The organism is Kitasatospora hibisci, from assembly GCF_043950205.1.
GTDB lineage: Bacteria > Actinomycetota > Actinomycetes > Streptomycetales > Streptomycetaceae > Kitasatospora > Kitasatospora hibisci.
In genome coordinates, this window is the sequence record NZ_CP171642.1 from 4,227,290 (window position 1) to 4,253,864 (window position 26,575).

The window sequence follows — 26,575 nt, forward strand, 5'->3', positions numbered from 1 at the left end:
CACCGGCCAACCCGCACCTCTACCCCTTCAAGGAGTCATGTGAAGGTCCACCCCCTCACCGCCACGTTCCCGACCATGAGCGAGGCCGAACTGCTCGACCTCGCCCAGGGCATCAAGGAGGACGGCCAGTACGAACCGATCCTGCTCGACGCCGACGGCGTCCTGCTGGACGGCCGCAACCGCCTCGCCGCCTGCAAGCTCGCTGGCGTCGCCCCCCGCTTCACCACCTACAAGGGCGATGCCCCCGCCGGCGACGCGGCCTGGTCTCTCAACGCCCGACGCCGCAACCTCACCCAGGGGCAGCGCGCCATGATCATCGCCAAGGAGCGTTCAGCTTCGAAATTTTCCGCGCGAGCCGACGCTGCCACCTACGGCATCAGCCCCGCCCGCGTCTCCCTTGCCACCACGGTGATCAAGTACGCCCCAAGCCTCGCCCGTCCGGTGATCACCGGGGCGATGGGCCTGGACGCCGCCTACGAGCAGGCCCGCAAGAACAAGGCCGACGCCAAGGCCAAGCAGGCCCAGTACGACCGTCTCCGTGACCAGGCCCCCGACCTCGCCGCACGCGTCACCGAGGGCGACTTCGACCTGCCCGCAGCGCTCACCGAACTCGAGCGCCGCCAGGAGGAGGACCGGCTGCGCGCGCGGGTCGAGCAGGCCGACGCCGTCCGCGCCGCCGACGGCGACACCCAGCCGGCCTTCGCCCAGCTGGTCGACGACGGCGTCATCGACTGGCCCGAGGCCGCCCAGCGCGCCGACCACTTCCACACCCAGCGCCAGGACGCCGTCCAGCACTCCCAGCAGGCACTCCACCTGATCACCCACCACTGGACCACCATCCGCAACCTCGCCCTCCGGCCCGACAGCGCCTTCACCCGCGAGGTCCTCGACGGCCTGGTGCCCGAGGCGCAGGCCCTCGTTGACCAGCTCCTCGCGCGCGAAGTCGGCACTTCGCTCACCGGTCGAGACTGACTCGCCGCCCGGCACGAGGCTTTTCCCGGAGAATCCGCAGTGGCTTTCCGGGAAAAGCCCCTCGGATTTTCCGAGAAGGGACAGTCGAGGCGACCCTCAACCGGCTTGCCGCGCAGTCGTGATGTCGATCCGATGTCGTTCTCCGGTGACCGGGAACCGTCCGGCCACGGGTCGGCTTGTGGTGCTTGCATCCGAACCGAAGGGCACCGCACTTGACCAATCCCGCCGACGCCGGCCGCAACGTCGTCCTCGCCGTTCCCCACCCTGCACCCCTCAACCCCCGCGGCATCACCATCACCTGCGCCATGTGCGACTCCGCCCGCGACTGGCTGCTGATCCACGTCCAGCCCGACCTGGTCTTCGTCCGGTGCCGCTGCACCCACGAATGGCGCGAGCACGACCTCGGCGCCACCTACGTCACCGTCGCTCGCGGCGCCGACAGGGACGAGCGGGAGTGGGAGTCGTTCGAGCAGATGTACCGGGGACTCGGCTTCGACGGGCTGCTTGCCGGCGCGGTGTGGAATCTGAGCTGACCGGCGACGGGGCCGCCGCTGACCGGCGGCGGCTCTCCCTCTCGGAGGGGAAGTTTCGACGTGTCAACTTCCCTACTGTCATTGGCCTCAGAGTGTGATCGTGATCGCTCACGATCCTTCGATCTTCCGGCCCTACGTGTGCTACGTTCCGTAGTCCAATCGAAAATAGGCGACCCCGGCAGCGCGCCAACGCTCCGGGGTCCGGCAACAGGAGCCACAACTCCCGATGCGAATCCATCGTAGCGCCCACGCGCGCAACTTCACCGTGCTGCCCAACGCCGTCCTGCAGTACCGACGGCTCTCCTACACCGCCCGCGGCCTGCTCGCGGACCTCCTCTCCCGCCCCGACGGCTGGCGCGAGGACGGCCGGCACATGGCCGACACCAGCCCCCAGGGGCGTGGCGCGATCCGCAAGGCCCTGAAGGAGCTGGCCGAGGCGGGCTTCTACAGGGTCGAGAAGATCCGCATGGCCGACGGCACGATCATTACCGAGACCCACGTCTACGACACCCCGCAGCTCACGGCGCTGCCGGGTGCCACCCGTCCGGTCTCCGGTGAAGCGACCACCGGCGGTCCTGACGCCCTTGTAAAGGACCTGGTGAAAGAACCCTCCCTCCCCGCCGAGCAGACCGTCGAGCCGGTGCTCGCCGACGAGCCGCAGGCGACGGCGGGAGGGCGGGAGGAAGACTCCGAGGAGAAGGTCGTCGAGCAGCCCGCGGCGGTGCCGGACGAGCAGGTCCGCGAGGCGGTCGCCACGCTGTTCCGGGTGATCCGCCCCGAGCCGCGCCTGCGGCTCGGGCAGGCCGAAGCCGAGGAACTCGCGCCCCTCGTCGCGCAGTGGCTGGAGCGCGGCGCGACCCAAGCCGACCTCGCCCAGGCCCTGCTGCCGGGCCTGCCCGCACCGATGCACTCGGCGGTCGCGGTGCTCCGCTACCGCCTGGAGCGCAAGATGCCGCCCGTCCAGCTCGCTGCACGGCCCGCAGCGGCCCGCTACGCCGAGTGCTCCAAGTGCCACGACCCCGTACCGCAGCCGGGCATCTGCCGGGCGTGCGCGGGCCTCGGAGAACGCACACCCGCCGTTGGAGGAAGCGAGACGGTCACCCGCAGCGGGGCGGCCCGCGCCAGGGCGGCCCTCCGCGCCGCGCGGCCAGCCGGGCTGAGCATCGGCAACCTGGTCCCGACCGGCTGACCGACACGTCCGCCCGACAGCAGCACTACCGAGGGATCAGCGACCAGCTCGAACGACGATGGCGGCCCGGGCGCCTGGCCGCCGGCCGGGGTTCTCGGCCCTGCGGGGCGGGCTGTGCCGGACAGGACGGCTCGTCGTTGAGCAGGATCGAGCGCCAGACCCGTTCCTGGAGCTCGCGGATGCAGGGTCCGCAGGCGTACATGGGCGCCTGGGCGCCGGCGACGTGAGCGGGGCCGATCCACAGGACACGGGTCCACTGCTGGCCGCAGTACAGCCAGCAGAAGCCGTCGACCCAGGCGTTGCCGTCGTCGGTCGCCGGCGGGTCGGGCACGTCGCCGCGGGCGAACCCGGTGATGCCGGGGATCACGATGTGCGGCTCGGGCAGCATGGGTTCACCTTCCCGGGCTGTGCTCGCCATCGGATTCAGCGGCTCCGTCCGTTTCCAGCCCGTCGATCGGTGCCCACTCGTGTTCCAGGATCGAGTAGGTGATCGAGTCGCGCCACGCCCCGTGGACGAAGACGTGGTCGCGGATCCGGCCGTCCTCGGTCATGCCGGCGCGGAGAAGCGTTCGCGCGGAGGCCTCGTTGAGCGGTGATCGGGCGGCCCAGATGCGGTGCAGGCCGAGGGTGTTGAAGCCGAGGGCGCACAGCAGGTGGACGGTCTCCGTGCCGAGGCCCTTGCCCCACGCGGCCGGGTGGAGGGCGAAGCCGATGGTGGCGGCCTGCTGCGGCTCGGTGGCCAGGCGCGCGTAGCCGATCAGCTGGTGCTCACCGCGTCGGGTCACGGCCAGGCAGTACTCGGTGCGCGGGGCGGCGTGCGCGGAGTCGATGGAGCGGGTGGTGATCACTTCGACCTGCTCGCGGGTGCGGGGTTCGAAGCTGAGGTGCCGGGTGGCCTCGGGGTCACCGTAGATCGCCAGCAGGTCGTCGGTGTCCTCGGGTTCGACTTCGCGCAGTGCCAGGTTGGGGCCGTTCAGGTGGAGTGGGGTCATGGCTGCGGAGCCTATCCGCGGGGTCACCGGACGAGGGCCGAGGTGGGGGTGGCGGTGAAGGCCTCGATCTCCTGGCGCAGACCGGCCGCCGCGCCGCCGCTGCTGCGACGGCCGGCGCCGTGCAGGGCGGCGTGGACGCGTTGGGCGCTGCTGACGATGCCGAAGTTCCGTTGTTCGACGGGGAGGTCGAGCACGGGGCGGACGGCTTCGGCGGCGCCCTCGATCTCGCCGCGGGCGATGCGGGCGAGGGCGAGGTCGGTCTGGGCGCCGGCCTGGTCGCCGAAGGCCCACTCGTCCTCGGTGGCGTCGCGGTAGGCGGAGACGGCGGCTTCGGACTGGCTCTCGCCGAGGGCCGCGTCTTCGCCGAGCTGCACGGTGGCCTCGGCGACGTAGTAGAGCTGTCGGGGGATCGGGAAGGTCATGATGCCGCCGAAGGCGTCGAGGTCGTCGGGTTCGACGGTCGCGCGGGCCTCCTCGGCCTGTTGGATGGCGGTGCGGGTGGCCTCGCCGTCGCCGAGGAGGGAGTGGGCGCGGGCGGAGAGGCAGGCCAGCCAGACGCTGGTGGTGCCGCGGACGTCGCCGATGGCGCCCTGTCCGAGGGCGGCGTAGTCGGCGGCCTCGCCGGGGCGGCCAGCCCAGTAGGAGATCAGCGACTGGAGCGAGCGGACCCAGGCGCGCATGGCGTGGTGGTCGGCGTTGTCGGCGCAGACGAAGGCGGTGCGGGCCTGCATCATGGCGGCGCTCGGGTTGCCCAGGTCGTGGCTGGCCTTGGCGAGCATGCCGGAGGTGATCCCGGCGAGCAGGTACAGCTCCCGGGCCTGCGACGGCTTGGCCCGTCCGTGTTCCAGCAGTTGGAAGGTGAGGTCCTGGACCTCGACCAGGTCACCGAGCAGGGTCGGCAGTGCCAGCTTCGGGTAGGCGACAGTCAGTCGCCGTACCTCGTCGTTGATCTGGCCCAGGGTCTCCGAGCCGATGCTGCTGCCCTCCGCCATCGCGGTGAATCGAAGTGCACGACGAGCCGCCATCGTGACCTGCCTTTCCAATTCCGTGGTGCCCGCGTCGAAGCGGGGCTCGCTGCTGAACGGGCCACCGACAGGCAGTGCCGCTGTCTGCTCGGGTGGGAGGAGGACAGGGACCGGCCGTGGTGGCGGGACGGCGAACGAGGCGGTGGTGGCGGGCACGGATACGGGGCCGGCCGGTGCGGGCGCGAGGAGTTGGTCCACGCCGACGCCGAACATGGCCTCCAGCACCCGGCACTGGTCCGGGTAGGGGCGGGTCTTCACCGCGCCGCCGTACCAACGCTCGAACTGCCGCTTGGAGACCGACAGGCCCCGAAGTCGGGGGTCGCGCTCCTGCTCGGCGGCCGAGTTCGCCGTCGCCTCGAACCGGAGGCGGAAGGTCTCGTAGACCTGCCAGTGTCGCTGAAGCGTCAAAACCCTTAGGAGTGTGGGAGTTTCAGCCACCGCGGATCATCTCCGTCCCCGTTCGTCTGTTCTGACGATAGCCATGGTCGCTCGACAGGAAACCCGTTCGAGGTCGTCTCAGCCCAGATGACGGCGGCCGTGACGGCAGTCATGACGCGTACCGACATGGTTCGCCTTTCGGGACGGCGGGACGGTGACGGCAGCCGCGTCGTATCGATGCCGCACCCGGCGCCGCCATCCTGAACGCCACCTTGCTGTCCGTGCATCGCCGACAGCGAAGCGTGAGATCAAGGCGCTGGGATCCGCGCCCGATCGACCCCATCCAGCACCACGTGCATTCCGGTTCGCCATGCCGCGAGCCGGCAACGGGAGGGAACCGATGGACAACACCCTGACCGCTCTGGCCGGGCAGATCGCCCAGCTGGACGCCGTGGACTCCGCCCACCTGGAGCGGATGCGCCACGAAGCCCTGACCGCTCAGGCCCCCTGGAAGGCGGAGTACGGCGCCTACCAGTCCGGCGGCTGGTGGACCACCTCGCTGATGAACGCCTCCGGTGACGCCGCCGACGTGACGATCGGAGACTGCGCGGCCCGGCCGACCGACCTGCTGGGCCGGATGCCGGCCACCGCCGCATTCCTGGCCGACCTCGGCCTGGACTTCATGTGGGTGCGGCTCGCCCGGCTGGAGGGCAACGCCTTCCTCTGGGAGCACCGCGACTACGACGACCTCGACCAGGTCGAGCGGCACCGGCTGCACGTCCCGCTGCACACCAACAGGTCCGCCTTCCTGGTCACCGGCGGCACCAAGGTGCACATGACGGGCGGGCGGATCTGGCGGCTGACGCCGACGTACGCCCACGGGGTGTGCAACCTGCTCGGCCCGGACCGGATCCACCTGATCGCTGACGTGTACGCCGACGACGCCTACCGCCACCTGGCCCGCCGTCCCGCGCTCAGCCCGGTGGTCGCGGAGCCGCTGCCCGTCGCCGACCAGACCGTCCTGGCCGCGCGGCTGGAGAACGCCCGCAACATGGCCACCCTCGGCTACACGGAGGCGGCCGAGCGGATGCTGCTGCGGCTCTTCTACACCTACGCCCTGCCGGAAGGCACGGCCTACGACCTGATCGCCGAACTGCACACCTCCCTCGGCGACATGGAGGCCGCGACGCGCTGGGAGACCGCCAAGCGCCGCCTCCTCGCCATCCCTGCCTGATCCCAGCCCGCACCCACGCCCGGAAGGAAGAAGCGCATGCCCACCCTGCAACTGGCGGCGATCACCCAGGCCAACCGGCCCGCGCAGCTGCCGCTGCTGTCGAAGCTCGCCGACATCCTGGCCACCTCCCCGGCGGTGACCCACCTGATGGTCCGCGGGTCGCTGGCCCACGGCACCGCCGACCGCCTGTCCGACGTCGACTTCGTCGCCGGCGTCCACGACGCCCGGTTCCCGTCGTTCGTCGAGGCCCTGGACACCCTGATGCCGGTCGAGGCCGGCGCCCTGCTGCCCGGCTGGCGCGACACCATCGTCGCCGACCTCGGCGGCGTCGGGATGGTCTTCCTCGTCCCGGACGAGGGCAAGCTCCACCAGATCGACCTCTACGTCGCACCGGCCTCCCGGATCCCGCGGCTGCAGGAAACGGTCAGCACCGCCGTCCTCCTCGACCGCCGGCCCGGACCGGTCACCGCGCCGGACGTCGCGGCGGCCGAGAGCTTCGCCGCCGCCTTCCTCGCCCGGCCGCGCTCCTGCGCCGAGCTGCTGATCGAACACCTGGTGCTGGCCGTTCTCCTGCACAAGCGGATCAAGCGCGGCCAGCGGTTCGTGGCGTACTCCGAGTGGCACCGGCTGCACACGGCCACGAAGGACCTGATCAAGACCGCCCTGGCCCCCGCCTCGCGGTTCTGGGGCTGGTACCAGCTGCGCGAGGAGATCGCCGTCACCCCGATCGGCCGCGCCTGCCTGGGCGACCTGGACGCCGCGATCAGCGGCCCGGCCATCCCGGAGGCGGCGGACGTCACCGAGGCGATCGAGCGGGTGCTCGCCCTGGCCGAGCGGGCCTGCCCGCAGGCGCTCGACGGCCTGCACGACGCCGTCGCCGCCTACCGCACCTACCAGGAGCTGGTGTGAACGCACTCCACCTCGCGGGCCCGGCCGCCAGCCGGGCCCGCGAGGGCCTGACCGCCGTCTTCTTCGGCGGCGTCGTCCCCGCCTCCGCCCAGGAGGAGACGCTGGCCGAGGAGATCGGCCGGGCCCTCGCCCAGGCCGGCTACCAGCTCCTGCACGGCGGCTACAACGGGCTGATGGAGGCCGCCGCCCGCGGAGCCGGAGGCCAGGGAGCCATGGTCACCGCCGTCACGCTGACCGGCAAGCACGACGAGTGGGGCGCGTTCAACCCCCACACCACCCTGTCCGTCCACCTGCCCGACCCCGGCGCCCGCCTCAGCCACTACCTGGAGAACGCCGACCTGGTCGTCGCCATGGGCGGCGGAGTCGGCACCCTCCACGAGCTGACCGCCGCCCTCTACTACGCGACCACCATCCGGCCCGTGCCGGTCTGTCTCGCGGGCGCGTCGGCCCTGCGCCTGCTCGCCTTCCTGCGCGAGGAGCGGTGGCTGTACGAGACCCCGACCCGGCCGCTCGGCTTCCTCGCCACCGTCGAGTCCGCCGACGCCTTCCGCGCCCACCTGGCCTCGCTTGACACCACCTCGATCGGAGGAGCATGACCACCCGTACCCCGCCGGCCGGCCTCGCCGCCCGACTCGCCGAAACCGCGTGCGTCAACGCCCCGTTCAAGCTCGCTGACGGCGGCCGGCTCGACGCGTACTTCGATGAGTACCGGCTCGCCTCCGACCCCGCGCTGCTGCGCGACACCGCCACCGCCATGGCCGGCCTCGTTCCCGGCGACGCCCAGGTGCTCGCCGGCATCGAACTCGGCGGCGTCCCCCTCGTCGTGGCGCTGTCCGCCGCCACCGGCCTGCCCGCCGTCTTCGTGCGCCGCAAGCCCAAGAGCTACGGCTCGCGCCATCAGGTCGAAGGCCTTCCCATCGACGGCCGCCGCATCGTCCTGGTCGACGACGTGGTCCGCTCCGGCGGCCAACTGCTTCACATGGCACGCATCCTGCGGATGGTGGGCGGACCGGTCACCCACGCGCTGTGTGTCCTGGAGCGCCCGCTCGGCGGCCGGACGCTGCTGGCCGAGCACCGCGTCACGCTGCGCTCGCTGTTCACCGAGGCCGACCTGCCGTCACCCCGGGCGGGCGGTGCCGCGTGAAGCGAGCCGTGCTCTTCGATCTCGACGGCGTCCTCGTCGACAGCCGGGACGCCCAACTCGCCACCCTGGCAGGCTATGCGACCGCCGCGCTCGGCAGGCGGGTGACCGTCGCCGATCTCCCGGCCGGCGCCGCGACCACCCCGCGCGAGTACGTCCTGTCCGACCTCGGACTGGACGGATCGATCAACGAGGAAGGCTGGGCCGCGGCGAGCGCCACGGCCACCCTGACCGCCGAGGTGTTTCCGTACGTCGCCGAGACCCTTGCGGCGCTCCGCGAGGCCGGAGTCGGCACAGGTGTCGTCACCCTGCGAAGCCGCGAACGGGTCAACTGGCTGCTGCCACAGGACATCCTCGACCAGCTGGACACCGTCGTCTGCTACGAGGACGCCCAGCCCAAACCCGCCCCCGACGGCGTCCTGCTCGCCCTCGACCGGCTCGACGTTCCTCCGAGGGCGGGCATCTTCGTCGGCGACACCGAGACCGACATCCACGCCGCCCACGCCGCGGGCGTCACCGCCGTCGGCGCAGGCTGGGGCTTCGCCGGCCCCGAAGCCCTCACCCGGGCGGGAGCCCACCTCGTGATGCCCCGCGCCGACCACGCCGCCTTCGTCCTGCCCCTCCTGGTCGGCATCGGCCGTCAGGAGGACTACTCCAAGCGATCTTGACCCCGGAGCCGCTACTGTTGGTGGCGCAGTCGCAGCGGACCGTTGCGTCCGTTGTCGGCTGCGCCACCTCAGAGCGACGGATACCGGAGTCATGGTCTACACCGTGGGGGCGCGAGCTATCTGCGCCGAGCTGGAGAACTGAGAACCACTCAGTCCTCGTTCTCGGCCCGGCTCGGCGTGTGATCACCCCCCACCTCTCCGCGACTCTTCCGTGAGGGCCCTACCGCCATGCGCTCGACGCAGATCCGCTCCACCTTCCTGGACTTCTTCACCTCACGCGGCCACCGCCACGTCCCGTCCAGCCCGCTCATCCCCTCCGACCCGACCCTGCTGCTGGCCAACGCCGGCATGAACCAGTTCAAGCCCTACTTCCTGGGCGAGGTCACCCCGGAGTACCCCCGCGCCACCACCATCCAGAAGTGCGCCCGCACCTCCGACATCGACAACGTCGGCCGCACCAACCGGCACGCCACGTTCTTCGAGATGATGGGCAACTTCTCCTTCGGCGACTACTTCAAGGCCGACGCCATCGCTTACGCCTGGGAACTCCTCACCCAGGGCTACAACCTGGAGAAGGACCGCCTCTGGATCACCGTCCACCAGAGCGACGACGAGGCCGAACAGCTCTGGCGCAAGATCGGCGTCCCCGCCGAGCGCATCCAGCGCCTCGGCGCGGACAACTTCTGGGACATGGGCGTCCCCGGCCCCTGCGGCCCCTGCTCCGAGGTCAACTACGACCGGGGCCCGGCCTTCGGGCGCGAGGGCGGCCCGGCCGTCGACGGCGAACGGTACGTCGAGATCTGGAACCTCGTCTTCATGCAGTCCATGCGCGGCGAGGACGACGACAACGGCACCTTCCCGATCCTCGGCGACCTCGCCCAGCAGAGCATCGACACCGGCCTCGGCCTCGACCGCCTCGCCGCGATCCTCCAAGGCGTCGAGAACGTCTGCAGCACCGATCTTCTCCTACCCACCCTCACCACCGTCCAGGAACTCGCCGGCCGCGGCTACCCCGGCAGCGGCGGTGGCGAGGAGAAGGTCTCCTTCCAGGTCGTCTCCGAGCACGCCCGCTCCATCGCCTACCTCATCGCCGACGGAGTCCTGCCCTCCAAGGACGGCCGCGGCTACGTCCTGCGCCGCCTGATGCGTCGCGCGATCCGGCACGCCCGTATGCTCGGCATCGACCAGCCCGTCCTCGCCCCGGCCACCGCCAGCGTGATCGCCAACCTCGGCGACGTCTGGCCCGAACTCACCAGCCAGGCCAGCCTGATCGAGCAGGTCGTCACCGCCGAGGAAGAATCCTTCACCCGCACCCTCACCCAGGGCACCCGGCTCCTCAACGCCGCCATCACCCGTAGCCGTGAGGGCCGCTCCACCACCCTCACCGGAGACACTGCCTTCGAACTGCACGACACCTACGGCTTCCCCGTCGAGCTCACCATCGAGGCCGCCCGCGACGCCGGGCTGAGCGTCGACGAGGACCGCTTCACCGCCCTGCTCGCCGAACAGCAGAAGCGCGCCAAGGCGGGCGGCAAAGCCAAGACGGCCGAGGCCCTGCGCCGGCAGGACGCCTACCGCGAACTGTCCTCCCGCCACGGCCGCACCGACTTCACCGGCTACGATCGCCTCGACACCGAAGCCACCGTACTCGGCCTCATCTCCGACGGCATCGTCGTGCCCGGCGCCGACCAGGGCAGCACCGTCGAAATCGTCCTCGACCGCAGCCCGTTCTACGCCGAGTCCGGCGGCCAGGTCGGCGACACCGGCACCATCCGCACCACCGGCGGCGCGCTCCTGGACGTCCTGGACACCAAGCTCGGCCTGGAGGGCTTCCACGTCCACACCGTCCACATCCGCGAAGGCGAGATCCGCACCGGCGAGCAGGCCGAAGCCCTCGTCGACGGCCCGCGCCGCGACGCCGTCGCCCGCTCCCACTCCGCCACCCACGTCCTGCACGCCATGCTCCGCCGCACCCTCGGCGACCACGCCCGCCAGCACGGCTCCCTCGTCGACGCCGGCCGCCTGCGCTTCGACTTCGCCCACTTCTCCGCCGTCGAACGCACCCAGCTCGCTGCCATCGAGACCCTCGTCAACGACCACCTCCTCGACGATCCCGAAGTCCGCATCTGGCAGGCCACCCGGTCCGAGGCCGAGGCCGCCGGAGCCACCGCCCTGTTCGGCGAGAAGTACGGCGACCACGTCCGCATCGTCGACATCGGCGACTTCTCCCGCGAACTCTGCGGCGGCACCCACGTCGGCCACGGCTCCAACGCCGGCCCAGTCCGCATCCTGGGCGAGGCCTCCATCGGTTCCAACCTCCGCCGCATCGAAGCCCTCACCGGCCGCGACGCCCTCACCTACCACGACACCGAACGCCGCCTCCTCGAAGAACTCTCCACCCTCCTCGGCACCCGCCCCCAGGACGCCCCCGACACCCTCCGCAAGCGCCTCGACGCCCTCACCACCGCCCAGCAGGAACTCGCCCGCCTCCGCGACGCCGAGCTGCGCACCCGTGCCCAGCAGCTTGCCGCCTCCGCCCGCGCCGTCCCCCGCGGCCGGATCGTCACCGAGAAGGTCACCGGCCTCGGCCCCGACGAACTCCGCACCCTCGCCACCAACACCGCTGAGGCCCTGGGCAACGACCACACCGTCGTCATCCTCGGCACCGAACACGACGGCAAGGCCCTCCTCGCCGCCGCCATCACCCGCAGCCTCCACGACACCGGCACCCAGGCCAGCCAGATCCTCGTTTCGGCCGCACGCACGGTTGGCGGTGGAACAGGCGGCAAGGGCCCCGTCGCCAGCGCCGGCGGACGCCACACCAGGGCGCTCGACCAGGCGCTCGCCCTCGCGGCCCAGGACGCGACCCGAGTCCTCGGCCAGTAGAGCCAGGCCAGCGGGCACGGGCTGCCGGCCCCCTACACAAGGGAGGTCAGCAGCCCGTGCCACCACCGCTTCAGGCCGCCAGGTTCTTCAACAGGACCACGCTCTCGTAGTTGGTCACGTCCCACCTCCACGTCCCGATTGGCAGGTAACCCCGCCTGCGGTACCAGCGGACCAGCTCGACGGCCTCGGCCGACGTATCGATGACCGCCACCGTGGACCCGAGCGCAACGATGCGCTCCTCCGCCAAGGTCAACAGCAGCTGTCCGAGGCCCACCCCCTGACACGCGGGATCCACCGCGAGCTGCCAGAACGAGCCCGCTCCTGCCGGAGCCGGATAGTCCTCGGGCGTCACGTGGGGGGCCGCCACTGTCACCGACCCCACCAACTTGCCACCCCGAAACGCGAGCCAACACTCGCCCGTACCGACTCGATGGGCTGTGTCCCGAACGGACTGGTACGAGGCGAAGAACCTACGGCCAGCTACCGCGTGATCGGCGTACGCACGGTGCAGTAGCGAAGTGAGCTCCTCTGCCGAATCACTCTTGCCGAAGCGTTGTACCCAGACGCCTGGGTCGGAGTCGGTGAAGTGGTCATGGATGCCGCGCAAGATCACAACAACAAGTCTTACGCGGATGCGGCGAGTCAGCCTCCCGACAGCCGCAGGCACGACATCGGCCGCCGGGCAGGGACACGCTGCCGAACTACTACAAGGCGCTGCGCCAGGTGATCGTGCTGAAGGCTCCGCTGGCCCCGCTCCGAACTGCATGGAACAGGCGGCCGAGGCCTCCCCACCGTCCTGTCCCGCATGGTGCTCACGGCATAGCCGCGAACGCCTCCTGCACGTCCCGGCGCCGCTCGGTCCACCGGGCCAGGAAGCGCTCGGCGGGCAGGAACAGGTGGTCGCAGGAGTGGTCGTCGCGGTCGTAGTGGAAGACCAGCTGCCAGTAGTCCGACATCCGCTTCCACCACAGCCGCTCCACCGCGTCCGCCAGGGCTGGCACCGGGATCGGCACCACCGACCGGTAGCCGGCCACGAACGCGGACGTCCGCTCCAGATCGAGGAAGCCGGCCTCACAGCCGAACTGCACCGTGGCGGTGCGGGCGACCTCCTCGCCGAACGGCCTGACCCGGATCCGGTCCCAGTCGATCACCCCGACGATTCCGCCGTCCCGCCACAGCACATTCCGGTGCTGCACGTCACCGTGCGTCCACCCCACCGGGCCGACCACCACCTCGCCGGCCGGGCGTTCGTTCCCGTACTTCTCCAGCAGCACCTTGCGCTCGGCCAGTGCCACGGCGGCCTCGGCGTCGAACGTCGTGCGGTTCTCCAGGCCTGCGATCAGAGCGAGGAAGCGGTCCGCCTCCTCGCGAGCCGCAGCGGGCGTGGTTACCCGGGCAGTCACCTGCTCCGGCCCCGGCGGCAGCAGGCCGGCCACCTGCTCACCGTTCAAGCTCCGGTGGATCCGACCGAGGAGAACGCCGAGACCAGCGGCCTGCTCGATCGAGAGCGCCGTACCTGGCAGATGGCTCCCCTCCATCCACGGGATCAGGCAGTACCCACGGCCAGCGACCTCGGCCACTACATCCCCAGCTGAGGAGACCCGAGCCCTACCCACCGGCAGGCCATCGTCGGCCAGCGCCGACAGCACAGCCAGGTTTCGGCGCGTGAGGGGCAACGGCACGTCCATGATCCGCTTCAACGCGAACGAGTCTTCGGCCGTATCCAGCCGCCAGTTCCCGTTCATCAAGCCAGCCGACAGGAAACGGCACTCCTGAACCTCGCCCAGCCCGAAGGTCTCGCCAAGGACCGCCAAATCCTCTGCGATCTCGCTGTACCGAGAGTCACACAAGGGGGCGCTAGCAGCTTCCTTCACCCTCCGCAGGCTAGTGGAGCGCGGCTGCCGATGTGTGGAGTTCGGTGCAATGCAGAAGACTGCATGGGCTCGCCCAACGGCAGAGGTAGGCCCACGCACTCGGTTCGGCAGCCGTAAGGGGACCCGGCTTGCCTTGGCAGGATCGGTGCTGAGGCAGCTGGCCTGGTAGCCCTCTCGGGTCAGGCAGTCGTCTTCGATGAAATCCTCACGAGCACTCCGCTCCTTGAGCCAAGCGCTCAGGTCATGCACCAGCCGGAGTCGCAGCCGCTGTCGTCAGACTCCTCGGCTGGGCTGTCCTGCTGCGCGGGGATTGCTTCGGTGAGGGGGCGACCGTAGCGGGTCAGGTAAACCGGGTCGCGACCGAGAGCGGCGCGGTGACGGTTCACCGTCTGCTCAAGCGCTACCGATCTGGCGAAGAGCTCGGGCTCCTGCCAGCGCTGTTCTCGCCATGCGCCAACGGTGCGGAAAGGACAGAAGAAGCACGAGCTCTTGGGTGGGACGGGCAGACCCGCATCCTTGATGATCCGCTCGCAATCCTCCCGCCGCAGACCCAGGTCGAGCAGGGGGTACTCGACTTGCTCGTGCGGTTCGCTCCGCCGACGGTTCGCCCGGTGGATTTCATCGACAGAGATTCCGATGCCGACTGTCGCTGGCCTGTTCGGCGTGGCTCCCCGCTCGCGGAGCCATCGACCGACAACTTTGATCTTGAAGTCGGACGTGCAAGACCGGCGCCCAGGCGCCCCGTTCGCCATCCTCACAGGGATCGGAATCGATCGGGCGCCTGGCCTGGTGAGTCTCCCCATGAGCGTTTCGGTGGTGCCGTCGCGCCGTACTCGTTCGAGCTGGTGAAGTTCGAGACCTGCGCTGGCTGCGTATGGCCTGGCGATGTCGCGGACGTAGGTGAGGGTCGCCGGATGCTCGCTGTCGTCGCCGACATTGGCGAACAGGAAAGTGGCGTAGTCGATCTTGCGCGCGGCTGCGAGGACGAGGAGCGCCGTGGACTGGATCCCGCCACCGTAGGAGATCACTCTCACGAGTCAGCCTCCCGTCCACAGGCTGTGGATAGATCTCTGCGGGTACGAGTCGGCGCGATGGTGGCGCTGGTGTTGCGTGACATGAGGCCTCCGAGGAGAGTGGACTCCGATGTGGGAGATTCTATTGATAGAATCTCCCACATCAACTGTTTCTCTCAAAGGAGTGCATGTGAGTGCAGTCGTGGGAGCCAGCGAAGTGGCTTCTGGGTGGGGTGTGGCTACCTCTTCGGGCGGATGACCGTGCTGTGCCCCTCGGACAGCATCTCGGTGACGAAGGCGACCGCTTCCTCCTGTTCGGAGCTGGTGAAGATCTGCGCCTTGGGGAGTGGCTTCTTTGGCGGACGCGGCTCGGTCGCCGCTCTGCGGCCCCGTGGCTTCTGTGAGGCACGCTTGCCGGCCTGCAGCCGCTCGATCTCTTCAGCTACCAGCCCGCGCCCACGCTCGGTGGCGTCCGCGGTGATGGTGTCGAGCAGCCAGAGAGGGGATCGCGAGAGCACCAGATCGGCCTCGGCGATCCGCTTGCGGTGTCGCCACCGGGACACCGTCTGCTGGTCGGTGCCCAGAATCCGGGCAACTTCCTGGATCCCCACGATGACGGGCAGGAGCTCTCGGCTCTTGACTGAGTACCCGCTGGGGATTTTCGTTTCGTACTGCCGTAGGCGATCTGCGGTGACGCGTCGGCCAGCGTGGCCATCGAGGTTGAGGACGGTCACTAGCAACCAGTACGGGTTGCCCGAGGCAATAAGATCGGGCTCACCTAGCGTGCCATCGACGCGCCACTTCGCTGATGTCTGGCGCTCGACGCCAAAGAGGCCGGCGATCTCGGCATGCCCCAGCAGATACGGGATCCGTACTGCTGCCATGTCCCGAGCCTTCTCCGCTGTGCGCGCCGCATACGAGCCCTGTTGTGGGCGCCATCAAGATACCGCGCTGCTCGGCTTCGCACTGGGTGCTGCCCTTGAGGCTGGCGTCGTCGGGGGTGGGCAGCGCAGCCTTGGTTGCGTCACCCACCCCCCCCGCTCGGTTACGCGAGCTCCTTGCCCTGGCGGATCTCCCAAGGACCGGTGGGAACGAAGTGGACATCGTCGAAGTAATGGAGCCAGGCCGCGATGGTCTCGACGGTGCGTTGGGCCTGCTCGGCTGTGAGTTCTCCCGACGCAAGCAGTGCCGCTTGCGCATCCGCGAGGCTCATCCGTCCCGCCGCTGTCAGTGCGTGCAGCTCGGGCATGGAGTGGAGCTTGGCCAGAACTTCGGAGCCGAACGCCTGCTCGTCGAGGCCGGGACCGATGTCGAGATAGGCGAGGTCGCGGAGAACGCCAGCGAGTACGTCACTGCCGATGTGGCGGTGCCGTCCGTTGTAGGCACGGTAGAGCCGTTCCGGATTGCGGGTCTCCGGCAGCCACCGCGTTGGCTGCTCGTCCTGGCCAGGTACGACAACGCGGGGGCCATCTTCGTCGTCCCGCATGAGGGATGCCTGCTCGCGTATTTGCTCGGCCAGCTCCACCGTCCCGGGCACCGCGCTGGCGTTCACAGCAGCTAGGACCCGCTGCACCTCCGGGTGGTTGGTGCCGACTTCAACAAGGAGTTCGACGTTCGCCGCGGGGACACGCCCGGTGGCCTTGCCCGTGAGATTCGCCGACCCGACGAGGCAACGACCATCGGCCACGTACAGCTTCGCGTGCAGGTTGTGGCAGAGCCGGATGGCTGCGCGTCCGTCCTGCTGCGCCAGCTCGGCGATCTCGGGATCGGAAACGCCTGCGGCCACCTCGGATACGGACCAGCGGGTGACGCAGGTGATCTCCACGACGCCTGCAGGCACGGCAGCGAGCACTGCCTGGAAGACCTCCTTCTTGATGAAGGGGGCCACCAGGATGACGCGGTCAGTCGCAGTGGCGAGGAGCTGTTCGATCTGGCGCCAGACGTGGTCGGCCGTCACTCGTCGTCCTCGTCGTCGGCGTCGCTGGCGCCGAGGAACTCGCTGGCGATGCGGCCCCAGTCCTGGCGCATCCGCTTGGCGCGCTCGCGGGGCTTCTCGGGCTGCTCGTCTTCGAACCGTGCCCAGGAGATCAGGATGAGCTTGAAGGCGTTGGCGGCCAGGGCGAGGCGTTCGGCGAGTTCTTCGCGGCTCGCGCCGTCGATGTCTCCGTCGAGGACGGCGATCAGGTCGTTGTAGACCGGGTGGTCCATGTTGAGCGCGACCTGGAGCATGTTGGGGATGTACTCGACGTTGAAGAAGGCCGGCGAGTCGGGGTTGCGGCTGGTCAAAAGCCGGACGTGCTTACCCTGCGACATCGTCTCCTCGATGATGCGCTGGGCGTCGGCCGGGCTGTAGCGGTGCGTTTCGACGAGGCTCTCGTACTGGAGCTGCTTGCTTTCTTCCTCAGTGGTTTCTTCCGCGAGCTGGTCGGTGAGACTCGGCCGGGTCTCGGTACGTCGCCGCTGGACCGCCACCTCGGCCTGGACCTCGGCTGCCTCGTGCCGCTTGCGGCTAGCCCGGGTGCCCTCGGTCTGGTGTGTGAGCTCGGTGCGCAGGCGGCCGAGGAGTTTCTCGCGGATGTGGTAGACGATCTCGATGAGCGGAAGGCGCGCGTCGCCTTCCTCGCGCAGTTCTTCGCGGTACTCGTCCCACGACAGTCCGGCCGCCTCCTCCCGCCAGTTGAAGTGGGCGAGGCTTGAGAAGATCGTCGCGGACTGCTTGTTGTTGGTGACGCCGAAGATCTCATCGAGGTCCGGCGGGAAGTCGATCTCCACGCCCCACCAGCGCTCGACCGGGTCGTAGGAGTTGATCCATCCGGTGTCGAGGTCGAGCTCGCGGTCCGCGCGGATGAGGGAAATGCCCAGGTTCTTCGCGGCGTGCTTGCCCCACGGCGTCTCGCCGGGCTTGAGGCTCGGTGCCACGTTCGCGGGCCACGGTTCGCCCGCGATGTCGGTGCGACGCGCGGCGTCCACCGAGAGGGAGGAGCGGACATAGACGGGGTACTCGTGCCCGTTCGCCGCTCGGACCATGAACCTTTCGACCCCCACCTCGCCAGTGTTGCTGGCGCCGAAGGGCCGGAACATCGGCTTCTTGTCGAAGGGTTCCGGAGTGGCGCTCGGCGTCATGAGATAGAGCGGGTCGTTCGGACGGGTGGGGCCAGCTCCGGGGAGCGGGGCCCAGCCGCGCACCGGGACAAGCTTGATCCGCCTGCCCTTGGCGATGAGACGCCGGTAGATTCGTCCGATCAGGTTCTCGGTATTGGCGACGGTGGTCTGAGCACCGCGCCACTGGACGCGTTCGAGTTCGGTCCACTGCACCAGGGTGCCGGAACGACCGAGTCCCTCCGACAGGGCCTGCCATTCGTCGGGGACGGCGTCGAGCTTGGGCTCTGGCACCTCCTCGAGGCCCTGGGCGATTTCCTTGAGATCGAGGTAGGTGTGCAGGGCGTTCTCGGGCCCGTTGGTCCAAGACCAGACGTCTACGCGGTTGCACTGCGAGATGCTCGAGTTGGGCAGGCCGACGCCGAAGCGGCCGATGCCCTTGCGCTGCTGGCGGGTGCCGGCGCCGAACCGCAAGGACTGCCGCAAGGTCTCGGGGTCCATGCCGGTGCCGTTGTCGAGGACAGCGATCTTCTCAACGCGGTACCGCGAGCGGCGCCCGGTGTGCTCGTTGCCTTCCACGACGAACAACTCGACGAGGTCGGCGTCGGCTTCGAGGCCGTTGTCGATGAGTTCGGCGATCGCGTGGGCGGTGGACTTGTAGCCGCTGTCCTGAAGCGCCTTGACCGTCAGATCGGAGGTGACGATCGAGTACTTGGATGTCATCGGGCCTTCCACACGTCCTCCCAGTTGGTGAATGCTTCCGCTACGTCTCCGAAGCCCGGGAGCGCGGGGTCGATCACGGTGACGATGTCGCAGGTCGGGGTGCCGCCGGCCTTCGGGCCGCGGATGACCCGTCCGACCATCTGGCTGTAAAGGACCAGGGAGCGGGTAGGGCGGGCGATGACGGCCGCGCTCGCGGCTGGCGCGTCGAAGCCCGTGGTCAGAACGCCGTAGTTGGAGAGGATCATCGGCCTGGTGCTCGGTCCTTTGAATCGAGCGATGGCCCGATCGCGGTGGCGTGGGGAGGACTCTGCAGTCACCTGATCTGCGTCGAGTCCGAGAGAAGACAGGATCGCCACCAGAAGGCGGCTGTGGTCGACGGAGGCCGCGAACAGGAGGATCCGGCGGTGGTGCTGACTGAGGTCGAGCGCGGTCCGCACGATCTGCAGGTTCCACTGCACGTTGCTGGCGAGCCGGGCCATGAGAGTGTCGGGGATATCGAATGAGGCGGCGAGCGCCTGCTTGTCCCGGCTGCTGAGTATGGTGCCGGACTCTGCAGCCACGGTGCGGAAGTACGGTCTGGCGAGGTATCCCTGCTCGATCAGGGCGGTGACAGGGTTGTCGTAGCCGTCGATCTCCAGCATCACCTTCTGGCGTGCGAAGAAGTCCGACAGCCTCTCGTCCTCAGTCATGTCGGCCCAGGTCCGACCAGGGGTTGCTGTGAGACCGAGTAGGCTCGAGTCGCTGCGCAGAGTGAGGGCGTCGACGGTCCTGCGGTAGGTCGGGGCGATGGCCTGGTGGGCTTCATCGAAGGTGGTGAGTGTAGTCCGCATGCCGAGGCGATCAAGGAAGGTCGGATCTGTGCTTGCGGCGGCAGTGGCTTTGTCGAGGCCGAGGATCACGACACCGTCTTCGACGCCGTCGAGGTCGGTCGGCGCGTCTCCCCACATCCGCACCACGGAGACCTCTCGGTTGCCGAGCGATGCCCAGGCGTTCTCGAACTCCACCGCGGCCTGTTCCAGCAGCTCGCGTCCCCGGGCCAGCCACACCACGACGGTCGGCTCGTGTCGGCGTAGGTGGTCACAGATGATGTTCATGCCAGTGCGGGTCTTGCCGACACCGGTGGGGAGATGGAGCACGACCCGCCGTTCGCCGGAGTACAGCTGTCGCTGCACTCGGCCGGCCGCGAGGCGCTGGTGAGGGAAGAGCCCGTACTGGGGGGTGCTGGCGCCCCGGAAAGTCGGGGGCGGTTCGGGTACGCGGTCGACGATGAGGCCGAGAAAGCCGAGGAGCGTGCGGCGCTGTTCCTGGGACCAGGGCTGAGCTGTGAGGAAGTCGTCGGCGGCGTCGTTGGGTGCTCCACCGAGGCGGCCAACGAGTTCGGTGCGCTTCTCCTGCGGGAGCAACTGCAGGAAGCCTGCGCGCTCAGTTGGGTCGCCGATGATCCGTTCCGGGGAGACGGCTGATGCCGCAACCTTCCGGAGTGCCGCTTCGGTGTCCTGCCCTTGGTGTAGGAGGTTCAGGAGGTCGCAGGCGTGCTCGCCGAGCAGGTTGCGGATATAGGGCAGGGGTGCGCTGTCGAGGACCGTCTCGAACGCGATGCCGGGTGATCCAGTCATGCCGTAGCCATGTTCGTTCGCATCGCGCCGCCGCTTCGCACCGCGTCGTTCCCCTCTTGTCCTCGCCCGCTCGCGCCACCAGGTGCGCTGTGACCTTCCCCTCGCACCGCAGGTGGTGATCAAACCCTAGCCCTACGCGCCGACATGCCGAGGCTGGTCACGGAAATCCGGCTTTGGCATAGCCCTGCCTGTATGAGCAGTAGACGAACTCCGCTGGTGGGGAAGGGTTTTCGCTTCGATGTCTGCCGTGATCGATCTATGGGAACATTTGTTCGTAGCTTGAGGCTTTGCGTCTGCCTCGGGGGATGGAGGCCGAAGCCTCCATCCCATCCGTCCTTCGTTCCGGCTAGGATCGCGGGGTACTCCTGGTGGCAGGTCTCGTGGCCGAAGAGAGCACCCACCAGTCGGTCGACCAGAGCAGAGTGAAACGGGGCGGATCATGACATTCCAGTCACCTGATGCGGGTCTTGCCTACCTCGACTACAACGCCACGGCACCCGTTCGCCCCGAAGCCCGGCAGGCCGCTCTAGCTGCAATGAGCACCGTGGGTAATGCATCGAGCACGCACCGATCCGGCCGCGACGCCGCCGACCGCGTAGACCTGGCGCGCCGTCAGGTTGCCGACCTGCTGAATTGCTCCCACGGGGAGATCGTCTTCACCTCCGGCGCGACGGAGGCGAACAACCTCGCCCTGCGTGCGGCGTTCGCAGCTGGCGGGCAGCTGGTCACGAGCGCTGTGGAGCACCCGGCCGTCCTGGAGACGGCGAAGGCGATCACAGCAGAGCTGCCACAAGCACTGACGGTGCTGTCCGTGGACGTCGATGGCCTGGTGGATCTGGAAGCCCTTCACGAGGCCTTGGCGGCCGGGAACGTGGCCGTCGTGTCGCTGATGGCCGCGAACAATGAGACCGGGGTGCTCACTGACCTTGCTCCGGTCGTCAAAGCCGCACACGATGCGGGTGCCTTGGTTCACACCGACGCCACGCAGCTGGTCGGCCGGTTGCCGATCAACCTCACCGAGACGGACGTCGATCTGCTGTCGCTGTCTGCTCACAAGTTCGGAGGTCCGCAGGGAGTCGGGGCACTGTTCGTCCGCCGCGGGGCTGCCCTGCCCTATCGCCCGCTGCTGTTCGGCGGCGGGCAGGAGCGCGGCTGGCGGGCCGGCACGCTGAACGTGGCAGGCATCGCCGGCGCGGGGGCTGCGGCGGAGGCTGCCCGCCACGGGATGGCCGCCGAAGTGCCCCGGATCACACGGTTGCGTGACTCGCTTGAGAATGCGCTCGTTGAACAGATCGGCGACTGCCGCGTCAACGGGGCGGTAGACCGTCGCCTGCCGGGCGTCAGCAGCATCACCTTCCATCGGGCTCCGGCAGACGCGATTCTCGCTTCTATGCCGGACGTGGCAGCCTCGGATGGGAGCGCGTGCTCCTCAGGCGCGCCTACTCCGAGCCACGTGCTCCTGGCCATGGGGCGCAGCCGGGAAGACGCGGACTCCACCGTCCGGTTCTCCCTGGGGTACGCCACGACCGCCGAGGACATCGACCGGGCCGTTGCTTCGACGGTTCGTGCCGTCCACCACGTGCGCGGCACTCTCGCATCCGCGACGTAGCCGCGCCCGCCCGCTAGACCACCTGAACCTGAACGGACACGGAGAACGCCTCGCATGTCAGATAGCCGGCTCGCGGAAGCCGCCAACTACGCCTTTGCGCGCCACGACACCTTCGCGCCGCGCTTTGGCTGGCTCCACAAGGCATACGTGCAGGTGAAGCAGGACCCGGAGACCTTCCTCCGTAACGATGCCCCGGTGCTCCTGGGCGTAGGCAAGAACATGGCTGTCGCCATGCGGTACTGGTCGAAAGCCTTCAAGCTGACCCGCGAGTCCTACAGCGACGAAACCAACTCCCGGGCCATGCGGGCCTATCCCACCTGGGAAGCCCGCTGGCTGTTGGACGAGGACGGCGCCGACCCGTACCTGGAGGAGCACGGCAGCTTGTGGCTGCTGCACTGGTGGCTGGTGTCCTCGCGGCCCGGTGCGAAGAGCTGGGCGCCATCCTGGTACGTCGCCTTCCAACTCGCCCCGTTCGCCCGCTTCACCGCCGCCGACCTGACCCAGCTGATCGTGCGCCATGTCAACCTGTCCTACAAGAAGGCACCGGAGGAGGCGTCAATCGCCAAGGACGTCGACTGCATCACCAAGATGTACGTCCCCGTCAAGCGGACGACCAAGGGCGGCGCCCCGGGCGCGTTGGAGGATCTGGTGCTTGGCCCGTTCCGTGAGCTGGGCCTCATTGAGGTGGTGGACCGTCCCATGTCCGGCCGCACGGAGTGGGAGTTCACGACCGGCACGCGCATTACGTTGCCGGACCGGGTCGTGGCCTACGCGTGCCTCGACTACGCGGCGAGCACTGCGCCCGGTGCCGGTTCTATCTCCCTGGCGCGTCTCGCCAATGAGAGCGGCGGTCCGGGACGGGCCTTCCGGATCCGGGAACCCGACATCGCCGCGGCCCTGGAGCGAGTGACCGCGACCACCCCGAACCTGAAGGTCATTGAAGCCGTCGGCCAGCGCAGCCTCGTCTTCGACACCGACCCCTTCGAGCTCGCCTGGGACATCCTCGACGCCCAGTACGACAACGTTCGCAAGCGGCCGGGCTTCCCGACCCGCGACGCCTGGGACCGTGCCTACCCGAAGCTCGCCGACGCCGAGGCGCGAGAGCTGGAGCAGGAAGCCGAGCAGCAGCTCCCCCTGAACGGAGACGACGAGTGACCACCGCGACCCAGCGGCCCAAGACCGCCCGCAAGACCGCCGGTGGCCCCGAGTTCCCCGCCGGCGTCGAGCTCGTCGGCTCACGCATGCGATCCACCAACCTGGAACGCGACGTCCTCGACGAGCTCCACTCCCCTTACGTAGGCGCCCGAGCCCTGGACGTGCTCGACCGGCTTGCCAACGCCCTCGGCGACCCACGTCGTACACGGTCCTGGTCGTTCACCGGCGCCTACGGTTCGGGCAAGTCGACGCTCGCCAACCTGATCGATGCGCTGCTCGGGCACGACGAACCTCGCCGCGCCGAGGCGCAGGAGGTCCTGGCTGGCACCAGCAGTAGTCTCGCCCAGCGGCTGTCCGCAGCGCGTGAGCAACTGGCACCGGCGGGTTTCCTCGGAGCGGTGACGACCGCGCGCCGCGAACCGCTCGTCGCCACTCTTGCTCGGGCGCTTCACATTGCGGCCCAGCGCCGCTGGCTCAGCCGCACCCCGAAGGCCGTCTCGGCGGCGCTCGCGCGCTGTGCGGACCCGTTGACCACGCAGCCGCAGGACATCATCGCGGCGGTCACCGCGCTGTGTGCACAGCAGCCACTGCTGCTGGTTGTCGACGAGTTCGGCAAGACCCTCGAGCACCTCGCTGGGCAGATCCAGGTCGCCACTGCCAAGGAGGACCTGTTCCTCCTGCAGGAGCTCGCCGAGAAGAGCGCCGGCACCAAGGGGTTGCCCCTCTTCATGGTGACGCTGCAGCACCTCTCGTTCACCGACTACGCCGCGCAGTCCAGCGAGCTTCAGACTCGCGAGTGGGCGAAGATCCAAGGGCGTTTCGAGAGTGTGACGTTCACCCCGCACATCGGCGACTCCGTGCAGCTGATGCGCCGCCGCCTCGATCAGTCCGGTGTCGCCAAGGACGGCCAGAAGCTGATCTCCACCTACGCGCAGGCAGCGGCAGCAGCGTGGCGCGAGCACGGCCTGAACGACGTTGCCGTGCTCGACGCCCAGGACTTCACCGACCTGTACCCGCTGCACCCGCTGACCGCGGTTGCCGCTCCGCTCCTCGCGTCACAGATCGGCCAGCACGACCGCAGCCTGTCCGGTTTCCTCAACAACGACGAGCCCCACACCGTTCGCCGCTCGCTCGAATCGTTCTCCAGCGACAAGCCCCGCCGCGCCAGCACCGTCAAGCTCCCCCAGTTGTACGACTTCTTCCTCGACTCCGGTCGAACCTCGCTGCTGGCCTCCAGCAACGCGAGCCGCTGGATCGAGATCGAATCGCGCATCACCCAGGCCAACGGCCTGACCACCGCCGATCAGAACCTCCTGCGCGCCATCGGCATGCTGAACCTGATTGACGAGGACGGCGCGCTGCGGGCCACCGCCGCGATGATCTACTTCGCGTTGAACGAGCCGGCCGAGGCCGCTAGCCCGAAGAAGTTCGCGGCCCTCGAGGCGCAGCTCCAGGACCTCGTGGACCGAGGCTTCCTCGTCCACCGGCGCTTCAACGGCGAGTACCGGCTGTGGCGCGGCACCGACGTGGACATCGACGCGCGGCTGCGCGAGGCACACGGTCACCTCGACGAGGCCACTGTCATTCAGCGGCTCGGCGACTACCTGCCGTTCGCGGTCGCCGCCAGCAGGCACAGCCAGGTGACCGGCATGCTTCGTCCTCTGTTCGTTCAGGTCACCAGCGCGCAGACCAAGGTCGTCACGGGGCCCGACGAATTTGCCGACCACGCCGACGGTCTTCTGGTCTTCCACCTCGGCACCATCGAGGACCGGCCCGTCGTCGAATCCACCCTGCCGGTGGTCCTCGGCGTCACCAAGGAGCCGGGCCTGGTCCTGCGAGCCGCGTTCAACCTGGTGGCGCTGGAGGAACTCCACCTCGACAAGACCCTCGACGCGGTCGCACGGCGTGAGATCAGCGAGCGCACATCCATCGCCAAGCGTGAGCTGCTGCAGCTGCTGGGCGCCGCGTTCTTCCCGCCGACCCCGCGGGCGACCTGGTGGCTGTGGCGCTCCGGGATTGCTGCCGACGCGGAGCTGGGCGAGGAGATCGAGGGCCGCAGTCTCAGCGGCCTCGCCTCCATCGCCTGCGACAGGGTGTTCCCCAAGAGCCCGCGCATCCGCAACGAGATGCTCGGCCGACACGAGCTGACCAGCCAGGGGGCCAAGGCCCGCCGCGAGCTGCTGACCGCCATGCTCCTCAAGTCCGGTGAGCAGTACCTCGGCATCGAGAAATATCCGGCGGAACGTGCCCTGTACAGCGGTGTCCTCGCGTACATGGGCCTGCACCGCGAGAACACGAGCGTGGCCGACGACGGCACATCTACGTCCCTGCTGCCCTACGGCCTCTCCCGCCCGGGCCCCGCGGACGAATACACCCTGCCGGTGTGGAAGGCCCTGGAAGAAGCGCTCTCAAACGCGCATGAGCGCACGAGCCTGGAGCAGATCATCCGGGTTCTCATGGTGCCGCCGTACGGAGTGAAGGCCGGCGTCGTGCCGCTGCTCGTGATGACCGCGTTGATCGTCCGCAGTCAGGACGTCGCCCTGTTCGAGGACGGCTCCTACCTGCCCCGGCTGACGCCTGACGTCGTCGAGCGCATGGTGAAGGCCCCCGGCCGGTTCGCGGTGAAGGCCACACCTGTCGGCGACGGCCTGCGGCACAGCGTGGTGAAGAAACTGTCCCTGTCCCTGAAGGTGGAGCCGCCCCGCTCCCAGGCGTTGCGCAACCCCGCCCTGTTGGCGGTGACTCGCGCGCTGATGGAACGGGTCATGGTGCTCACCCCCTACGCGCGGCGTACCCAGCGCATTAGTAAGGACGCCATCGCCGTCCGCTCCGCCCTGTTCACCGCGCAGGACCCGGACGAGCTGCTTTTCCGAGCGCTGCCTGCGGCCCTCGGTCTCGACCCGATCACCCCGGAGCAGCGCAAGAGCACGGCCGGGAACAAGGGCTACACCGAGCGCCTGGCTGCCGCCGCGGAGGAGATCTCCAGCGCCGACCGCGCCCTGCGTGCCGAGGTCGTCGAGACGATTGCCCGAGAATTCCGCCTCCCTGCGGAGCTGTCCGAGCTGCGCCGCGCCCTTGCCACCAGGTTGAAGGGCTTCGCTGGCGTTGCGCTCAGCCTGGAGCTGCGCGGCTTCGTCGCCATAGCTCTCAACGAGGGCCTGCCGGACGAGGACTGGCTCGACCCGATGATCGTCCGGTTGTCCCATGCGGCCCTGGGCGACTGGTCCGACAACGACGTCAAGGTCTTCCCCCGCAAGGTGCGGGAGATGGCCAGCGCCCTCGATCGGGTCAGCCACCTGTACAAGAGCAACGAGTCGGCGGACACCTCCGAGGAGGTCGAAGCACGGCTCCTCACCCTGACCGACAAGGACGGGGCGGAACAGCGCACCCTGATCTACCTGCCCAAGCAGGCCAAGCAGGAAGCCGAGAGCCTCGCTGTCAGTGTGCTGACGCAGGCTGAGAAGGTGCTTGGCCCCGACGGCGCCAGGATCCTGCTCGCCGCCCTGGCCCAGCGCGTCACCGACCCTGCGACCAGCGAACTTGAGAGGACGGAGTGACC

22 protein-coding genes are annotated in these 26,575 nt (G+C 69.1%); 12 read left to right on the forward strand and 10 right to left on the reverse strand.

Going from position 1 to position 26,575, the window contains the following annotated elements; genetic code table 11:
* Positions 1-39: 39 nt before the first annotated feature.
* The 3 genes from ACF9IK_RS18230 to ACF9IK_RS18240 all read left to right on the forward strand — a co-directional run bounded on the left by ACF9IK_RS18230 (position 40) and on the right by ACF9IK_RS18240 (position 2,694).
* Entirely contained in the window at positions 40-972 is a 933-nt protein-coding gene (locus ACF9IK_RS18230) for a ParB N-terminal domain-containing protein (RefSeq protein ID WP_395295249.1), read from the forward strand.
* A gap of 212 nt (positions 973-1,184) precedes the next feature.
* On the forward strand, positions 1,185-1,505 hold the full coding sequence (locus ACF9IK_RS18235; protein WP_395295250.1) for a hypothetical protein: 321 nt from the start codon (positions 1,185-1,187) through the stop codon (positions 1,503-1,505).
* Positions 1,506-1,731: 226 nt separating this feature from the next.
* The gene (locus tag ACF9IK_RS18240) at positions 1,732-2,694 is read left to right on the forward strand and encodes a hypothetical protein (protein ID WP_395295251.1); all 963 of its coding nucleotides are present in this window, start codon (positions 1,732-1,734) and stop codon (positions 2,692-2,694) included.
* A gap of 25 nt (positions 2,695-2,719) precedes the next feature.
* Here ACF9IK_RS18240 and ACF9IK_RS18245 read toward each other — a convergent pair whose 3' ends face one another.
* Genes ACF9IK_RS18245 through ACF9IK_RS18255 form a run of 3 tightly spaced genes read right to left on the reverse strand, consistent with a single transcriptional unit; the run spans position 2,720 to position 5,119 of the window.
* A complete protein-coding gene (locus ACF9IK_RS18245; protein WP_395295252.1) occupies positions 2,720-3,082 on the reverse strand; it encodes a hypothetical protein in 363 nt (120 codons plus the stop codon).
* A 4-nt stretch (positions 3,083-3,086) separates the two neighbouring features.
* Entirely contained in the window at positions 3,087-3,686 is a 600-nt protein-coding gene (locus tag ACF9IK_RS18250; RefSeq protein ID WP_395295253.1) for a GNAT family N-acetyltransferase, read from the reverse strand.
* Positions 3,687-3,709: 23 nt separating this feature from the next.
* Complete coding sequence (locus tag ACF9IK_RS18255; protein WP_395295254.1) at positions 3,710-5,119, reverse strand: hypothetical protein; 1,410 nt, start codon at positions 5,117-5,119, stop codon at positions 3,710-3,712.
* Positions 5,120-5,489: 370 nt separating this feature from the next.
* Here ACF9IK_RS18255 and ACF9IK_RS18260 point away from each other — a divergent pair, with 370 nt between their 5' ends.
* The 6 genes from ACF9IK_RS18260 to alaS all read left to right on the forward strand — a co-directional run bounded on the left by ACF9IK_RS18260 (position 5,490) and on the right by alaS (position 11,927).
* A complete protein-coding gene (locus ACF9IK_RS18260) occupies positions 5,490-6,323 on the forward strand; it encodes an aspartyl/asparaginyl beta-hydroxylase domain-containing protein (RefSeq protein ID WP_395295255.1) in 834 nt (277 codons plus the stop codon).
* Positions 6,324-6,359: 36 nt separating this feature from the next.
* Positions 6,360-7,232, forward strand: coding sequence for a hypothetical protein (locus tag ACF9IK_RS18265; protein ID WP_395295256.1), 873 nt, complete (start codon positions 6,360-6,362; stop codon positions 7,230-7,232).
* Positions 7,229-7,828 carry an LOG family protein gene (locus tag ACF9IK_RS18270; RefSeq protein ID WP_395295257.1) on the forward strand — a complete coding sequence of 200 codons (600 nt, stop codon included), beginning with the start codon at positions 7,229-7,231 and terminating at the stop codon, positions 7,826-7,828. Before ACF9IK_RS18265 ends, ACF9IK_RS18270 begins: the two co-directional genes overlap by 4 nt.
* Complete coding sequence (locus ACF9IK_RS18275; protein WP_395295258.1) at positions 7,825-8,376, forward strand: orotate phosphoribosyltransferase; 552 nt, start codon at positions 7,825-7,827, stop codon at positions 8,374-8,376. The genes ACF9IK_RS18270 and ACF9IK_RS18275 overlap by 4 nt, the downstream gene beginning before the upstream one ends.
* Positions 8,373-9,041 carry an HAD family hydrolase gene (locus ACF9IK_RS18280; RefSeq protein ID WP_395295259.1) on the forward strand — a complete coding sequence of 223 codons (669 nt, stop codon included), beginning with the start codon at positions 8,373-8,375 and terminating at the stop codon, positions 9,039-9,041. Before ACF9IK_RS18275 ends, ACF9IK_RS18280 begins: the two co-directional genes overlap by 4 nt.
* A gap of 228 nt (positions 9,042-9,269) precedes the next feature.
* Positions 9,270-11,927 carry an alanine--tRNA ligase gene (alaS, locus tag ACF9IK_RS18285; protein ID WP_395295260.1) on the forward strand — a complete coding sequence of 886 codons (2,658 nt, stop codon included), beginning with the start codon at positions 9,270-9,272 and terminating at the stop codon, positions 11,925-11,927.
* 70 nt (positions 11,928-11,997) lie between these two features.
* Here alaS and ACF9IK_RS18290 read toward each other — a convergent pair whose 3' ends face one another.
* The 7 genes from ACF9IK_RS18290 to ACF9IK_RS18320 all read right to left on the reverse strand — a co-directional run bounded on the left by ACF9IK_RS18290 (position 11,998) and on the right by ACF9IK_RS18320 (position 20,252).
* Entirely contained in the window at positions 11,998-12,693 is a 696-nt protein-coding gene (locus tag ACF9IK_RS18290; protein WP_395295261.1) for a GNAT family N-acetyltransferase, read from the reverse strand.
* Positions 12,694-12,739: 46 nt separating this feature from the next.
* Positions 12,740-13,801 (reverse strand): phosphotransferase, encoded by a 1,062-nt coding sequence (locus ACF9IK_RS18295; RefSeq protein ID WP_395295262.1) that lies wholly within the window; start codon positions 13,799-13,801, stop codon positions 12,740-12,742.
* Between the two features lie 236 nt (positions 13,802-14,037).
* Positions 14,038-14,835 carry a phosphoadenosine phosphosulfate reductase gene (locus ACF9IK_RS18300; RefSeq protein ID WP_395295263.1) on the reverse strand — a complete coding sequence of 266 codons (798 nt, stop codon included), beginning with the start codon at positions 14,833-14,835 and terminating at the stop codon, positions 14,038-14,040.
* Positions 14,836-15,053: 218 nt separating this feature from the next.
* A complete protein-coding gene (locus tag ACF9IK_RS18305; protein ID WP_395295264.1) occupies positions 15,054-15,698 on the reverse strand; it encodes a hypothetical protein in 645 nt (214 codons plus the stop codon).
* 161 nt (positions 15,699-15,859) lie between these two features.
* Entirely contained in the window at positions 15,860-16,771 is a 912-nt protein-coding gene (locus ACF9IK_RS18310; RefSeq protein WP_395295265.1) for a phospholipase D family protein, read from the reverse strand.
* A complete protein-coding gene (locus ACF9IK_RS18315; RefSeq protein ID WP_395295266.1) occupies positions 16,768-18,648 on the reverse strand; it encodes an ATP-binding protein in 1,881 nt (626 codons plus the stop codon). Before ACF9IK_RS18315 ends, ACF9IK_RS18310 begins: the two co-directional genes overlap by 4 nt.
* Positions 18,633-20,252 carry a DEAD/DEAH box helicase gene (locus ACF9IK_RS18320; RefSeq protein WP_395295267.1) on the reverse strand — a complete coding sequence of 540 codons (1,620 nt, stop codon included), beginning with the start codon at positions 20,250-20,252 and terminating at the stop codon, positions 18,633-18,635. The genes ACF9IK_RS18315 and ACF9IK_RS18320 overlap by 16 nt, the downstream gene beginning before the upstream one ends.
* 439 nt (positions 20,253-20,691) lie before the next feature.
* Between ACF9IK_RS18320 and ACF9IK_RS18325 the strand changes: the two genes are divergently transcribed.
* The 3 genes from ACF9IK_RS18325 to ACF9IK_RS18335 are packed head-to-tail and all read left to right on the forward strand — an operon-like array spanning position 20,692 to position 26,573.
* Entirely contained in the window at positions 20,692-21,861 is a 1,170-nt protein-coding gene (locus ACF9IK_RS18325; RefSeq protein ID WP_395295268.1) for a cysteine desulfurase family protein, read from the forward strand.
* 54 nt (positions 21,862-21,915) lie between these two features.
* The gene (locus ACF9IK_RS18330; RefSeq protein ID WP_395295269.1) at positions 21,916-23,016 is read left to right on the forward strand and encodes a DUF4007 family protein; all 1,101 of its coding nucleotides are present in this window, start codon (positions 21,916-21,918) and stop codon (positions 23,014-23,016) included.
* Positions 23,013-26,573 (forward strand): ATP-binding protein, encoded by a 3,561-nt coding sequence (locus ACF9IK_RS18335; RefSeq protein WP_395295270.1) that lies wholly within the window; start codon positions 23,013-23,015, stop codon positions 26,571-26,573. Before ACF9IK_RS18330 ends, ACF9IK_RS18335 begins: the two co-directional genes overlap by 4 nt.
* Positions 26,574-26,575 lie beyond the last annotated feature (2 nt).